Annotated in this window: 13 protein-coding genes, 1 tRNA gene and 1 other RNA gene; 11 read left to right on the top strand and 4 right to left on the bottom strand. The window is 40.5% G+C overall.

Features of this window, described 5'->3' with window-relative positions:
* The first annotated feature begins 5 nt into the window (after positions 1-5).
* The 6 genes from HY817_01145 (at position 6) to rplT (ending at position 4406) form a co-directional block, all read left to right on the top strand.
* Positions 6-1028: a PEGA domain-containing protein gene (locus HY817_01145; GenBank protein MBI4835844.1), complete on the top strand. Its 1023-nt coding sequence runs from the start codon at positions 6-8 to the stop codon at positions 1026-1028.
* A gap of 2 nt (positions 1029-1030) precedes the next feature.
* Positions 1031-1993: a PEGA domain-containing protein gene (locus tag HY817_01140; GenBank protein MBI4835843.1), complete on the top strand. Its 963-nt coding sequence runs from the start codon at positions 1031-1033 to the stop codon at positions 1991-1993.
* A gap of 7 nt (positions 1994-2000) precedes the next feature.
* A complete protein-coding gene (locus tag HY817_01135; protein MBI4835842.1) occupies positions 2001-3161 on the top strand; it encodes a hypothetical protein in 1161 nt (386 codons plus the stop codon).
* Between the two features lie 80 nt (positions 3162-3241).
* Entirely contained in the window at positions 3242-3718 is a 477-nt protein-coding gene (locus HY817_01130) for a translation initiation factor IF-3 (protein MBI4835841.1), read from the top strand.
* 142 nt (positions 3719-3860) lie between these two features.
* A complete protein-coding gene (locus tag HY817_01125) occupies positions 3861-4064 on the top strand; it encodes a 50S ribosomal protein L35 (protein ID MBI4835840.1) in 204 nt (67 codons plus the stop codon).
* Between the two features lie 3 nt (positions 4065-4067).
* Positions 4068-4406 (top strand): 50S ribosomal protein L20, encoded by a 339-nt coding sequence (gene rplT / locus HY817_01120; protein MBI4835839.1) that lies wholly within the window; start codon positions 4068-4070, stop codon positions 4404-4406.
* Here rplT and HY817_01115 read toward each other — a convergent pair.
* Both HY817_01115 and mfd read right to left on the bottom strand, forming a co-directional pair.
* On the bottom strand, positions 4403-4945 hold the full coding sequence (locus tag HY817_01115) for an N-6 DNA methylase (GenBank protein ID MBI4835838.1): 543 nt from the start codon (positions 4943-4945) through the stop codon (positions 4403-4405). The genes rplT and HY817_01115 overlap by 4 nt on opposite strands.
* Positions 4946-4948: 3 nt before the next feature.
* Positions 4949-8158: a transcription-repair coupling factor gene (gene mfd, locus HY817_01110; GenBank protein MBI4835837.1), complete on the bottom strand. Its 3210-nt coding sequence runs from the start codon at positions 8156-8158 to the stop codon at positions 4949-4951.
* Positions 8159-8411: 253 nt separating this feature from the next.
* On the opposite strand from mfd, the gene HY817_01105 reads away from it, so the two are divergent.
* The 4 genes from HY817_01105 (at position 8412) to HY817_01090 (ending at position 11469) form a co-directional block, all read left to right on the top strand.
* Positions 8412-9425, top strand: a complete 1014-nt coding sequence (locus HY817_01105; protein MBI4835836.1) for a rod shape-determining protein — start codon at positions 8412-8414, stop codon at positions 9423-9425.
* A 1-nt stretch (position 9426) separates the two neighbouring features.
* Complete coding sequence (locus HY817_01100) at positions 9427-10674, top strand: hypothetical protein (protein ID MBI4835835.1); 1248 nt, start codon at positions 9427-9429, stop codon at positions 10672-10674.
* Positions 10661-11377, top strand: a complete 717-nt coding sequence (locus tag HY817_01095; protein ID MBI4835834.1) for a hypothetical protein — start codon at positions 10661-10663, stop codon at positions 11375-11377. Before HY817_01100 ends, HY817_01095 begins: the two co-directional genes overlap by 14 nt.
* Positions 11378-11394: 17 nt before the next feature.
* Positions 11395-11469, top strand: a tRNA-Arg gene (locus HY817_01090).
* Between the two features lie 180 nt (positions 11470-11649).
* Here HY817_01090 and HY817_01085 read toward each other — a convergent pair.
* Both HY817_01085 and rnpB read right to left on the bottom strand, forming a co-directional pair.
* Positions 11650-13089 carry a phospholipid carrier-dependent glycosyltransferase gene (locus HY817_01085; GenBank protein ID MBI4835833.1) on the bottom strand — a complete coding sequence of 480 codons (1440 nt, stop codon included), beginning with the start codon at positions 13087-13089 and terminating at the stop codon, positions 11650-11652.
* Positions 13090-13112: 23 nt separating this feature from the next.
* An RNA gene (gene rnpB / locus HY817_01080) (RNase P RNA component class A) lies at positions 13113-13504 on the bottom strand.
* Positions 13505-13578: 74 nt separating this feature from the next.
* Here rnpB and HY817_01075 point away from each other — a divergent pair.
* The gene (locus HY817_01075; protein MBI4835832.1) at positions 13579-14589 is read left to right on the top strand and encodes a PrsW family intramembrane metalloprotease; all 1011 of its coding nucleotides are present in this window, start codon (positions 13579-13581) and stop codon (positions 14587-14589) included.
* Positions 14590-14629: the final 40 nt, after the last annotated feature.

Raw genomic sequence — 14629 nt, 5'->3', positions numbered from 1 at the left:
TTTCTATGCTCAAAAAGTTCCTTCTCATTGGCTTACCTTTAATCTTCGTGATTAGTGCCATTTTGACCTGGAATCAATTTAATATGCCACCATCTAATTTAGTTGCACCAACTGGACCGAGCGCTTTACCTAGCACCCTAAAAGTAACACCGCAAATAATAGAACAGCCCAAAGAGGTAACTATTATTTCCACCCCTCAAGGTGCCAGTATTAGCATTGATGGCAAAGCAGTTGGCGAAGCACCTTTAAAATATACTTTTCCAGCAATTAAGGAGTATCGAATTGAAGCAAAAAAGATGGGATATATTACTTTGGTACTCAAGTATACCCCCACAGATACGAGCTTACGTTTGCAATTAGCGAGTGAAGCTTTGGTGGTAACACCAACTATTAGCATAGGAAACAGCACCCCCACCCCCCGCATTTTCTCTACTTCTTCGCCTATACAGACTTCTACTCCTATGGCAACAGCCGTACCTTTTCCCAATCCCCCCTCATTACAAATAATCTCTCAACCCAATAGCACTTTTTTCTATAATGTCCCAAGCACTAGCAGCACACCATCAAACACATCGTCTCCTCAAATTTCTCCCTCCCCCATTCCCACTCCTAATGTAGCTACTACAGTACCAACAGCATCATCGACAAACGCACAAGCCACCATACCCAATCAAGCTCAAATAGCGCACTATCAAAGATTGATTGCTACCTATTCTGGTATCCATGATTACGGCCCCGATGATCTTATCGAGGAAGGTACAGCTAATGAAGAAGGTATCGTGATTAGTGGCAATCATTTTTATCCTGCTTCAACTATGGTTGCCTCAGCTTATCCTTTACGCTTTATCAATGATAGTGGCGATAGCTGTACTTTAACTGCTAGTGGCAGTAGAGGTGAGTTTCACGTTGGCAGCCTCAATGCGAGAGAAAATTTATTATTTTCTGCTGCTATTGGTACCGATGAAGGTATTCAATTCTGGTGTGCAGAAAAACCACTGATCAAAACCACTGTAGTATTTTTACCTTAGCGATGAAAAAAGTACTGATTATTTTGCTAGTTTTATTACTTATTGGCTCAGGAATATTTTTCTGGAGTAGAAGGAATAATTCAGTTCAGAATTTAGAAATCAGAGATCAGAATTTGATTAAAAATAATGATGTTATACCTATCGCCCAAGCTCCCATTACTATAGTCACTAATCCCATAGGAGCAACTATTAAACTTGATGGCAATGAGGAGGGAAAGACTCCACTCTCATTAAGTAATTTGGTAAAGGAGAGCTATCGTCTGGAAATCCAAAAAGATGGCTATCAGACTATAGTGGCAACACTTTTTCCGCGAGAAAATAAAGGTTTTATTAGCCTTGCTTTGACACCAATAACACCAACACAGTCATCGGTCCCCATTGCTATAGTTTCAAGCAAGCCGACGAGCATATCTCACTCTGATCAACCGAGTACAGAAGATATGCAAACTTATTTAAACACTTTGCTGGAAAACGATCCAAACATTCCTCTTGCTTTAGCCGGAAAAGTAAATGTGCCTCTAGGGTATCGCTTTCCAGATACTTTTGACTTAACAAAAAAAGTATATTTAGAAATTATTAAGCCCACTTTAGAACAGGATTCACTGAGCAAACAAATGCCCTTGCTAGCAAGAAGCTTTCTTTTTGCCCAGTTACGAGATCGATTTTATTATGATCCCCAAAATGGGGTAATTGTCAGTGCTGAAAAAAATCAATTTGCCATCAGCATTATCAATTTTGGCTTTTTCGATCCTACTCATATATCGCTTAATCAAGGTATGGAGCTAGTATGGTTCAATCAAAATAACAAAGCCTGTGAACTCCGTACTGATCCTAAATCGCCGCAAAAGATAAATCAGACCATCATGCCGCAAACGACATCAAGTATTCAGTTGGTCGAAAAAGGTATTTATCTATTCTTTTGCCAGGGCAATCCCGGTCCCCTACAAACTGTCACCGTATCTTAACTTTACTATGCAAAATAAGCATCAAATTATTATTGCTTTAGTGCCTGCATTAATTACCACTCTGGGGATTGGTGTTTTCCTTTTGTTTTTTAACTATACCTCAGTCACTTTTGAAGGTAGTGGCCCTTTTCAAGTACAAGTAAATGGTAGTACTTATCAAGATAGTAATGGTCAAATAAAGTTAGATCTGTATGCCAATAGCCATACTTTTCAAATTCATAAAGAAAACCATTTTGATCAAACTATTACTCAAGATCTCAGCTGGCGCCGTCCCCTACATATTCCTATCGAATTTATCTTTAAACCGATAATCACAGAAAAGTCGCTTTCATCATTATTCAAATATCCTCGCGATAGAGTATTTTCTGACAATCAATCGGAGAATTTGCTCTTCGCCAATTTTACCGAAAAGGATGCTCAATCTATTCCCAAACCCTTTAACCACATAGTATGGGCTAGAGATGGCTCAGAAGCTTGTCTTTTTGCTCCTCAAGCACCGACAGTGTCTGCACAACTCTGGAGTCGTGGAGTCACTCAAGCTTTGCCCACTGGGACTTTCAATTGTTTCGCTACCTCCAAGGGATTGCTGAGCGCTCAATTATTAGGAACCAGTTTGGCAGTAAACGGCACAAATATTTACCTGGATTTAGATACTGACTTTACCCTTTCCATCAGCGATAATAGTAAGTATGCATTACTGAGCAAAATGGTAACAATGGAAAACATGCTTAAAACTGATGTAATAGTTATTGAGATCGCTCAACAAGTTATCACATCTTTAGGTGTATTCCATTTGTCTGAACCTCCTCGTTTCGTCAGCGAAGAAAGCATAGCCATTAATTTAAACAATCAGATCAAAATCTTCTCTGCTCCTTTTGGCTCTGCTTTCGAACTTCCCCTGACCACATCCCTAATTACCAGCGCTTATGATGACAAAACGAATACCCTTTATTATCTTAGACGCGCTGAAGCTTGGGGCAGTTTCTGGCAAGATGGGGAAGAAACGACTTATCAGTTAGTAAGTAATCGTAATGGCAGTGAACATATACTTCACACCTTCCCCGCTGGCACGAGTATAGGCAAGGTGGAAATCGATGCTACTGGTAAGATGTTGGTATTGCTAAATAAAGATCGGTCACGAGTTTATCAAGTACAGCTAAAACCTTAGCAAGCTGGCTTGTTCTATGCTACTATTTTGGTGATCTTAACTTTTTTCATATTAAAAACGTTCGTATCAATGGCGCTATTGTGGGCCATGTCGAAGTGCGCTTGGTAGATAGTGAGAATGAGCTAATCGGTATTGTTCCTTTACCTAAAGCACTTAGTTTAGCACAGGAAGCTGGTTTAGATTTGGTTGAAATCGCGCCAATGGCCAAACCACCAGTATGTAAAATTATGGATTTTGGTAAATATATTTACCGACAGCAGAAACTAGAAAAGAAGCAAAAAAGTAAAAGTCCTAAGAATGAAATCAAAGGCATACGACTTGGACTTACCACTTCCCCTCATGACTTAGAAACCAAAGCCAATCAGACTAAAAGATTCTTGGAAAAGAATGCTAAAGTAAAAGTAACTCTGATGTTTCATGGTAGACAAATGAGTAGAAAAGAATTGGGTGAGGCAAAAGTCAATGAATTCCTTACTTATCTAGAAGGATTATATACTATTGAACAGGGCATTACTTTACAGGGAAAGTTGATGTCAATGATGATTAAGCCGCTCTAAAAAATTTTAGTTTTTGATTTCCCATTCCAGAGCGATGCCAAAAACGTCTCAATCTACATCTGGAATTTATCATTTAGAATCTAGAATTCTTGTTTGACAGCCTCCACCCATATCAGTACTATACCAGCGCTTATTTTTTGTTATGAAGCTCAAGTCATCCTCAACGGCTAAAAAACGAGTTGCGCGCACAGGCAGCAAAAAGAAAATCAAATTCATGCGTGAAAAGGCTGCAAAAAATCACCTTTTGAAAAATAAATCCAAGCGCCAAAAGAATTTAGATAATGGTGGTGCTGTGGTGGACCAAACCAATGTAAAAAGTTTACGTCGTTTATTACCTTATAGCTAGTTTATGCGTGTAAAACGTGGAGTGGCAGCGCATCATCGCCACAAAAAGTTACTCAAGAGTGTCAAAGGATACCGTGGCTTAAGCGGTAAGACTTTCAAAATGGCTCGACAAGCTTTTTTCAAAGCAGGTCAGCACTCATTCCTTGATCGTCGCAAACGCCGTCGCACTTTCCGCAGTTTGTGGATTCAACGTATCAATGCTGCTTGTCGTGAACACAATATGAGCTATTCTCAATTCATGTCTAAGTTGCGAGTAAAAGGTATTGTACTCAATCGCAAAATGCTCTCAGAAATGGCATTTACCGATGGCAGCGCTTTCAATCAGCTGATTAAATCGCTTTAAATCTTGTAGATAAAGATTGCAGCGAAATTCTTTTCTGGTACTGGTGGAATTTTTTCATCCCATTGCCATCCGGGAATTTCAAAGGCGTACGAGATAATCTTGGCGCCTTTTTTTAATTCTCGTTTATATTTATCTGCATTCCGCCCTAGAGGTTTATACAGCATATAACAGAACATCACATCTACTTCACTTAGATCTGCGTGGTCACTATTACGAAACCAAATTTTGATTCGGTTGCGAAATTTCCATGTTCTTATCTTTGCTAGAATATAAGCAATGAAAAATAATTCATAACCAATCCCCCTCACTTCCGGATGCATTTTACAAGCCGTTACCAGCATCCGGGCATCGCCACAGCCGGGATCCATTACCGTCATACCCTTTTTAAGTTTAGCAACTTTTACCATATGCTCTACTACTGGCTGAGGGGTAGGAATAAAAGGCGCACCAATTAGTAACACATAGACCGTGATCACTAACAATATTGCCCCTAATGCATACAATAAAGGCATGATAATGAGCTCGAGAGAAGTGGCCATGGGTTATTTTTTAACAATCACCAATGCATCGTCAAATGCCGCTGCAAAAGCACGAATATCGTCACATAGACGGCTAAACCAATCAATACCAAGCTCATCTTTTTTGATCTTTAACACTTGACCGGAAATCATCCAGCGGGGATTTTGTGCAAGTAGCTTCATGATTTCCCTCGGAGTAACTCTGGCCCCAAGTACCAATTCAATCCGTTTTTGACGCTCAATATAAGTTTCCTTGATAGCAATTAAGTTAGCCTTGGTAGCATGAATCTTCAACTCCAACACTTTCAACAAATTGCGGGTTTCTGTCGGTAATTCACCATATTTCTCTGCTAATTCTTTGGTTAATTCGGTTAAATTATCCAAGGTGTCGCAACTCGCCAGCTGTTGGTAATACTTAATTTTATCGATGTGATCGTCGATATAGGTATCAGGAATGTATGCAGTGACAGGTAATTCAATCAATGCCTCTTCTTTTGGTTTATTGATAAAGTCAATTTGACTCTTGCCTGACTTAAGATTTTCAACCGCTTGTTTCAATAAACGGGTAAAATGTGTCACGCCAATGGCGTTAATACTACCATGTTGCTTAGCACCCAAAATGTCCCCTGCCCCACGAATTTCTAAATCACGCATGGCAATTTGGAAGCCACTCCCCAGTTCAGATGCCTCCACAATTGCACGTAAACGTTTCTTCGCTGTGTCGTCTAGCTTCTGACTGTGATAGAGGAAGTATGCATATGCCTGTGTCTTACTCCGACCAACACGACCTCGTAATTGATATGCCTGTGCCAAACCTAGACGCTCAGCATTATCAACAATCAAGGTATTGGCATTAGGCAAGTCGATACCATTTTCAATAATAGTGGAACTAATCAGTACATCGTATTTATGATCTTTGAAGCTCAAAATACGATTTTCTAAATCCTCATTGGAGAGCTGGCCATGAGCCACAATGAAGCGCGCCTCTGGTACTAAGTTTTGTAACTTCTCTTTCATACTTTCAATGGTTTGCACTCTATTATGCAAAAAATATACCTGACCTTTACGCTCTAATTCACGCAGAATAGCTTCTCTAATAAATGACATACTAAAACGTCGCACCTCGGTAACTACCGGCAAGCGACCTGGTGGCGGCGTGGTGATAGTGGAAATATCACGCAGACCAGATAAACTCATGTTGAGAGTTCGAGGAATAGGAGTCGCTGTCAGCGTCAAAATATCCACACTATGTCTCAAGGCTTTTAACTTTTCTTTTTGTTTCACACCGAAACGTTGTTCCTCATCAATTACTACCAAACCCAGATCTTTGAATTTTACATCTTCCTGAAAAAGCCGATGAGTACCAATAATGATGTCAACTTCTCCTTTTTTCAATTTCTCCAAAGTCTTTTTTTGTTCTGCGGGGCCATTGAAACGAGATATCATAGCAACACGGACACCAAAGGGGTCCATTCTTTTAGTAAAAGAGCGACAGTGTTGATCAGCCAAGATAGTGATTGGTGCCAAAATAGCAACTTGTTTACCACTAAGGAATGCTTTAAAAGCAGCCCTCATGGCAATCTCAGTCTTACCAAATCCCACATCCCCGCATAATAAACGATCCATGGGGCGTTCTTTTTCCATATCACGTTTAATTTCTTCGATCGCTTTCAATTGTCCCGGCGTTTCTACATAACCAAAGCTAGCATCGAATGCGCTCATTTTTGCCTCATCATTACTATGGGCGAAACCTTTTGCTGTTTCCCGAAGGGCATACAATTCCAATAGTTCTTTGGCAATCACTAAACTCTCTTTGCGCGCTTCAGAAGTAACACGATTCCAATCACCAGAACCCAATCTAGTGAGTGGCGGTGCATGCTCGCCAGTAGCCCCAATGTATTTATTTACTTTATCAGCTTGCTCGACAGGAACAAACAATTTGTCTCCCTTGGCATAATCAAGCTGTAGATATTCACGTGTAGTATTATCCACAGTTTTTTGAATAGTTCCCTGGAAAAGTGCCAAGCCATGATCGATATGCACGACCAAATCGCCGGGATTAAGACTTGCTAAAAACGCTGCATCTACCTGAGATTGGGTATACTTTTTGGGTTTTTGGAATTGACCAAATATCTCTTGATCTGTAATAACTAAGAGTTTTGTTAGGCTATTTTGAAATGCTTCAGGAAATTGTAATGATTGTGAACTAAAGCTATCTACTGCACTTTTGTTTAGCTTTTTCTCAACTAAACGGATACGTTTAATATCACTATCCGAAAACCCCTGATCTACCAATAATTGCCAAATCTTTTCGGCATCAGAAGTAAAAATTACTATTTGCCAAGCTTCTTTTACTTTTTGTTTTAAATTGGTAGTAAATTCTAAAGGATTATGGAAACGCAATACTGAAGTACAGTGTAAATCTTTACTCCCAGTCTTTTTACTGATGTCTTCTGCAAAAGGCAAAAAGTTAACTACTGCGCTATTAGCTGGAATGGCTGGCGTGAGACTCAATTCATCCAAAACAACGACACTTTGAGTTAAATAGTCTTTTAAAAAGGCGTTATAACCACGAGTGTCGACTGGGAATATATCTATACTATCATAAACATCTCCTTTTTCCTGAGTAGCCGGATTGAAGGACATGATAGATTCAACCTCATCATCAAATAGTTCTATCCGCAGAGGGGTTTCACGATTGACCGGGAAAATATCAATAATTCCTCCCCTTTTCACATAAAATCCCTGATCCACAATCAAACCACTAGCTAATTGGTAACCACTATCAATTAATTTATTGAAAAATTGGACAAAATGAATTTTTTTACCTTTTCTCAAACTTATCTTGGCTTGTTCAATATCATAAGGCGTAGGCAACTTTAAGTCAGCAAACACTTCTGGAGTCGTTACGACAAAAGGTTTTTTGCCCTGATGGATAAGAGCAACCAAACGCATCACTTGTAGATGATGATTGCCCAATAAGGTATCCGATCCCAGAAAGAAGAAATGCGGGACTTCCCAAAGCACACCATCTGAAGCGAGGCGTTCTAACATGGCCGGATCATCAGCTAGCCAGAGCACAGCACGATCTAACAATGTACTAATATGAAACATTGTTAGTATTTTGCTGGCAGAACTAGCAGCACCGGTAAAATGCAATACTTTCCCACTGGACAGCTCCGCGGCATACTCTTTGGCCGGCAAAGTTGTCAGTGCACAAACAGGCAATGACATGAATACTTTAAAAACAGCTGTGCGAAAGGAAGCACACCCTTACTATAAACATCTTCCGTATTTACTGCAAGAATGAAATACCATATCCTGCATGGGGAAATTCTGAATTCAGCATTCTGAGTTCGGAATATACACTGCAGTAAATTTTGTGATTTGACTACATGTTTGACACTATTCATTAAACTACATACCAAAAAGCAGCGTAGCTTCCTGCATCAATTCACCATTCAGAATTCCTAATTCAGAATTATTTATGTTTCTTAGTAAGAAAATTGCCATTGATTTAGGCACTACCAATACCAGAGTACATATGGAAGGCAGAGGCATTATTGCTCAAGAACCTTCTATTGTTGCTGTTTCGGAGCAGAAGAGAATTTTAGCAATTGGTGAAGAGGCCAAAGTGATGATTGGTAGAACGCCAGAAATGATTAAGGCCCATCAACCTTTGCAGGATGGGGCTATTGCTGATTATCGGGTAACGGAAGGATTATTACGCCACTTTATTAATAAAGCTGCCGGACGCTTTCGATTTTTCAACCCTCAGGTAATGATTTCTGTATCGGCGGGTATTACTAGCACAGAAAGGCGTGCTGTAATTGATGCTGCTATTTCAGCCGGTGCTCATGAAGCATTCTTGATCAAACATCCATTAGCAGCAGCTATTGGCGCTAATATTCCCATTGCTGAGCCAGTAGGTAACTTTATTGTTGATATTGGTGGTGGGACTACCGAAGTCGCGGTAATTTCTTTAGGTGGTATTGTCGTTTCAGAGTCAGTACGAGTTGGAGGCAATAAGTTAGATCAAAGTATAGCCGAGCATATCCGTAAACAATATGGTCTTTCTATTGGTCCCCGCACGGCAGAGGAAGTAAAAATTACTGTAGGGAGTGCAATCCCCATGAAGGAGGTTTTGCGAATGAATATTCGTGGCCGCGATTTGGTAACCGGTTTACCAAAAGTGATTGAGGTACATACTGGAGATGTGGTGAAGGCAATTGCTGATGAATTGGAAAAAATTATCTTGGCAATCAAAAAGGTGCTGGAACAAACCCCACCAGAATTAAGCGCTGATATTATCGACCATGGCATCGTGCTAAGTGGCGGTGGTGCCCAATTAAGAAATCTGGCGGAATTGATTAGCCATCACACTGGGGTACCGACAGTAGTCGTGGATGAACCAACGCTTTGTGTGGTTCGCGGTGTGGCGGTAGCTCTAGAGAATCTCGACTCTTATAAACGCAGTTTGATTGGTAGCAAATATCGCTAATATGAAGCGACTTTTTTTCTTCCTTACTTGTTTATTACTTGGATTACTCCCGTGGCATGCATTTTTAAAAACATGGTTAGCAAGTGTTTTTTTAGGTAGCAACGCTGATTACCTTCCTGTCAGTAGCAATATCTTAAGTCTTTGGAAAGAAATCCTTTTGCTTATTCTTTTCATTGGCCTAGCATGGTCCGTACGAAAAGTATTGCAAGATATTATTAAAGAGCATTGGTTCACTTTGTTAAGTATTTATCTTATCAGTTTATTGCTATTTGGCACTCTCTTTGTAGCCAATTTCCCCGCATTTATTTTAGGTTTGCGCACTGATGCCCTCTTCGCGCTTGCCTTATTAGTTGGTTTTTTAGGAGGAAATTATTTTGGCAAAGAGAAAATTGCTCATTTTCTCAAGATCACACTCTGGTCTTTATTAACATCTTTTGTGTTATTCTTAACTATATGGTTCGTATTTCCCAATATGGGAATATGGTTCGGTTACAGCCCATATCAAAGTTCGTATGTTGATGATAAACCGTTACCTGTATATCATTGTCTTTTTGTCGGTGAGCATTGCATACCCCGCTTACAAGCTAGTTTTTCTGGGCCTAATCAAACTGGTAGTCTAGCAATTTTATTGGGTGGCATCTTGGTAATTCTGGGCTTACCTTGGTGGCTATTAGTAATCCCAGCACTTGGTTTAATCCTTACCTTTTCTCGCTCAGCCTTTATTGGTGCTGCCCTTGGTAGTCTATTTAGTATTCCTAAAAAATGGCTTTTATGGAGCGGAAGTACGCTATTATTTATTTTATCAAGCATGTTTGTTGTGTATCCGGATGTAATTACTCACGGGCTCTCATCCTCTGAACACTGGCACAAAACTGTTGCCGGCCTACAACGTATCAGTGAGCAGCCATTAGGTTCTGGTTTGGGATCTGCCGGACCAGTGTCCAGGCGATTACTGGGTGAAGCTAATGCTCTCATCAGTGAAAATTGGTATTTACAAATTGGCGAAGAAGCCGGAATCATGGCATTTATATTGCTTCTCACTTTTACCATCTATATAGTGCTGTTGTTGCTCAGGAGTAAGACACATTTGTCTCGGATAATGGGTGCAGTATTATTAGCCACTTCCGTACAAGCATTATTTCTTCATCTCTGGGAAGACAGCGTAGTAACAATACTAATTTGGTTCTGGGTAGGCATTGCCTTATGCTACAATATAAATGATCATTCAAAAGATTATGCAAAACACTGAATCATCCTTCGGGCCACGTAAGTTTGAAGGAGTAACTGTTTTTTATCGTTTACTGGCAGGTATCGTCGGCGGAATTGCCGGCGGCTTGATTATTTTAATTGGCGTTATTTTGGCTAATTCACTTTTTCAGGCCCTAGCTGATCCTACAGCAGCAGTATCACCATTCGCGATATTCATGGGCATCAGTGTACTTTTTATTGCTGGTTTGATCGGCAATGGGATGAGTGTTTTCTTAATGAGTTTATGCGATCAAGATAAATATCAAAATCCCTATAGCGGCCTGCTGCAAGTAGCAATGATCAATATTTTTATTTTTGTTCTCTGTATCCCAGCCTACTTTTTAGCCAGAACAATAGATATTAACTACATGATGCTTGTTGCTCTGGTGCAAATAGTAACCTCTGCTCTGGCATCAATGCTAGCCTTTAATGCTGTTACGGTACGAGCTAATGAGTTCGTGATCGATATTTATGGAGGCTTTATCAGTATTTTATTTGGTTTAGGGATAGCAGCGATAGTAGCACTAATGAGCAGCACACCAGCTCCCCTTTTCTTTGGTCTACCTATTATTATCTGGTTTAGTATTGGCTTTTTCGGAGGCCTAACAGAGTTCTTCTATTATCAACTGTATCGTCATACTGGGGTAGATTTATTGGAAACTAGTGAGGATGATTACACTGACGAGGAGTTCGACAAAAAATAGTTGCCCTACTTACATCTGACCCTGTAGTTCAATGGATAGAACAAGGCACTCCTAAGGCCTAGATAGAAGTTCGATTCTTCTCAGGGTCACCAGCCTGCGCTCGGAGAGCTTCGGCTGGCGGAGCCATCTCTGAAGGTTAGTTTGATATGTCTGCTTGTTCGCAGATAATGCTCTCCGCTGAGTGAGCGCAGTGCTAGGCTGCTGAAGTGTTAATACACGCAGGCACGCCATGTTTTTAGAGAATCTTCAACAATCAACAACAGTTCATCATGTTAGGTTCTCCAGCTGGGAAACCATAGTACTTTAGGAATATACCAGGCTGGAATTGGAGTAGCTGTGAGTACAGGATAGGCCAAGAAAAACCACACGGCTGCTAGTACCAACAATACTGGCACGGCTATTTTACCAGATGGCTTTTTGTACCACTCCCACAAATTCAAGGCCAACAAAACTTGCCATACGATTGCCACCCCCATGAAGTAATAGAGGAATGATACGCGACCAATAAATAGCCACGGTAAATACATGACAATACTACTAAGAAGCAAAGCCCATTGCCATGATTTCTTGGGCCAGATGAAAAAGAACGTGATCAAGAATGAAACAAATGAACACCACCAAATAATAGGATTGCCTATAGCGGCAATTAGTCGCACCCAACAACTACCGTCACTGGTACAAACACTTAAAGGAGTCTGGGTAAGGAGATCTCGGGCTGGAGTAAAGGTTATGGGATCTACTTGTTCATAGTAATAAAGTAATGGACGTAGCATCAGTGGCCAGCTCCACCAAGTAGAACCATAAGGATGGGAATCCTTGAGATTTTTATTGAATAGAAAAGATTGATCATGCCATTGATAAAGCTTATCCCAATAAGAATGCGTTGGCTGATTCACATCGATAGCTAATTGTTGCCAATTGTTTGTTTCACCAATGAAGCTAAACAGATAGGTACTGACGGCCAAGATCAGAGCTGCCAAAACAGCAATCAGCCCCCTTGGTTTATGAATCTTTTGGAAATGGAAAAGCAACCAGAAAAAGCACAAAATAAGAGCTGCCATACCGAGCCACTTCACCGACATAGCCAAACCAGATAACACTCCAGCTAACAGCAAGTACCCTACTTGCCTAAAAACTTTGCGTTGCTTTAAGGCAAGCACACAAGCAAGAAAAGCGGCAAAAACAAAAAAATACATAATCCCATCCATAAGTCCTGTACGACCATAAACAAAAAGCAAACTATCAGTACTAACCAGTAACAAGGCGAAAAAAGCTGCTTGATATGATTTGGTAATATGCCAAGCCAGTTGCCAAATTACTAACAGAAACCCCATGCCAAAAAGATATGGCATAAAGCGCCAACTGAAGGAAAAGTTACCGAGAATGGTAGGAATAATGCGGGTAAAATAGTCTGTAGCACCAGCACCTGCCACAGCCAAGCTATAGTCAGCAGACTGATTATAACCAAATAACCATTCAGAGAGTGCTATTAACCACTTTGCTAAAGGTGGATGAATATCAAAAAAAGGCTGACCGGCAAGATAGCGTTGAGCAAAATAAGGAAAATGCACCTCATCAAATACAGGCATTTGGGGCGAGGACAAAAAAAGCGCTCTTAATATTGCTGCTAAAACTAATAAAGCACAGCCACCAAGATACCAAGGATTCTGGGCCTGCCACCAAGTTTTCATCGCCTCACGCCACCTCCTCATTTGTGATTTGTAATTTGTAATTCTTGATGCTTCTATGGTAAGCCGGATTCTGTTTCCTGCTCGCCCTTACGGGCTACAGAATGACTATTATCTATCTAGCCCCAACTTTGCAGTTGGGATCAAGCAGTGGGTGAAAAAAGACCTGCTAAGCGAAGTGATCCTTTTTCCACCATCCCACCTTGCAGCCCATAGGGTTTACCCACACTTCCTGTTCACACAGGATGTTCTACCTGAGGCAGACTTTTCACCTTTCCCCTGCATTTTGACAACACAGGGTAGTATTGTCTCTGTGGTACTTTCCCTACCTGACCCTTTACATATACGGTCAGATGATTCCCGTTAGGAATTATGGTGCTTAGCTGCTGTCCGGACTTTCCTCTCGCCTAGGCGAGCAATAGTCTGTCCAATAGAAGCAGGGTGATTGTACGAAGATAACCTGTAGTTGTCCATATCTTTATCATGTATAATAAGTAATGAACAGAAACAAAAATGCCCGCACTCAGCACAGCTTTTCAGGATTTTTTCACTTGGTCATACAGCTTGCTAGCTTGGATTGGGAGTCATCCAGGATTATTGGTGCTGCTTGGTACTGGAGCACTGATACCTGCACTGTTTTGGCTGTGGCTCTATTATCGCCAGGTTTTCATGGACAAAGAAGATAGCCGCCAAATGGCTATCACTTTTATTTTTGGCATGTTTGCAGTATTACCAGTATTGGGTATCAATTATTTACTGAAGAGCTTTCTCAATTTTGATTTAAGCCAATTTGTAGACCAAGCTACCATTGCCAATCACATTCCTTTAATTGCCTTAGGATTTATCTTTATGGGTGCATTAGAGGAATATGCTAAGTTTTTTATTATTAGAAGCGTTAATGATCATCAGGTTGCTTTCAACCGTATCGTGGATGGAATCGAGTATGCTGTAGCTGGAGCTCTAGGCTTCGCTTATATTGAAAATATCGCTTACTTTACTGTAGCTGCTGAGAACTTTGCCCCTGATGGACTAAACAACTTTTGGCTACTCATGAGTAATATGAGCTTTGTCCAAGTGGTAGCGGCCCGAAACTTCGGCACTATGCTTGTACATACCTTATTTTCTGGATTTCTAGGTTATTATTATGGTCGGGCTAAAATTATTGGATTAGAAGCAGAAATAAGCGAGAAAAAAAAGCTTCGCCAGTATTTACTTTTTGAAGGAGTCAAAACTCGAGTCCATAGACTAAAAATGCTCTGGCAAAAAAGGACATTTCCTTTACCAAGAAGTGTTCATATCCGTCAGGAAGAATTAATTGCAGAAGGATTGCTAGTAGCAGTAGTACTACACGCAACTTACAATATTTTCCTCCATCTCGATGTCAGCTTTCTCATCGCGCCAATGATCATAGCAGAATTTGCCATCATCATGCATGAGCTGCATGTAGACAAGAACTTAAAAGTATACGATCTCGAAAAAGAAGCCCGCAGTGAGATTAGGAAAGAACTACAGAAGAAATTCTGAATGCTGAATTCTGAATTCGGAATGGACAATAGAGCAAAAG

Source organism: Candidatus Abawacabacteria bacterium (assembly GCA_016207805.1).
Lineage (GTDB): Bacteria > Patescibacteriota > Gracilibacteria > RBG-16-42-10 > RBG-16-42-10 > JACQZO01.
This window is presented reverse-complemented; position numbering and strand designations above follow the sequence as displayed.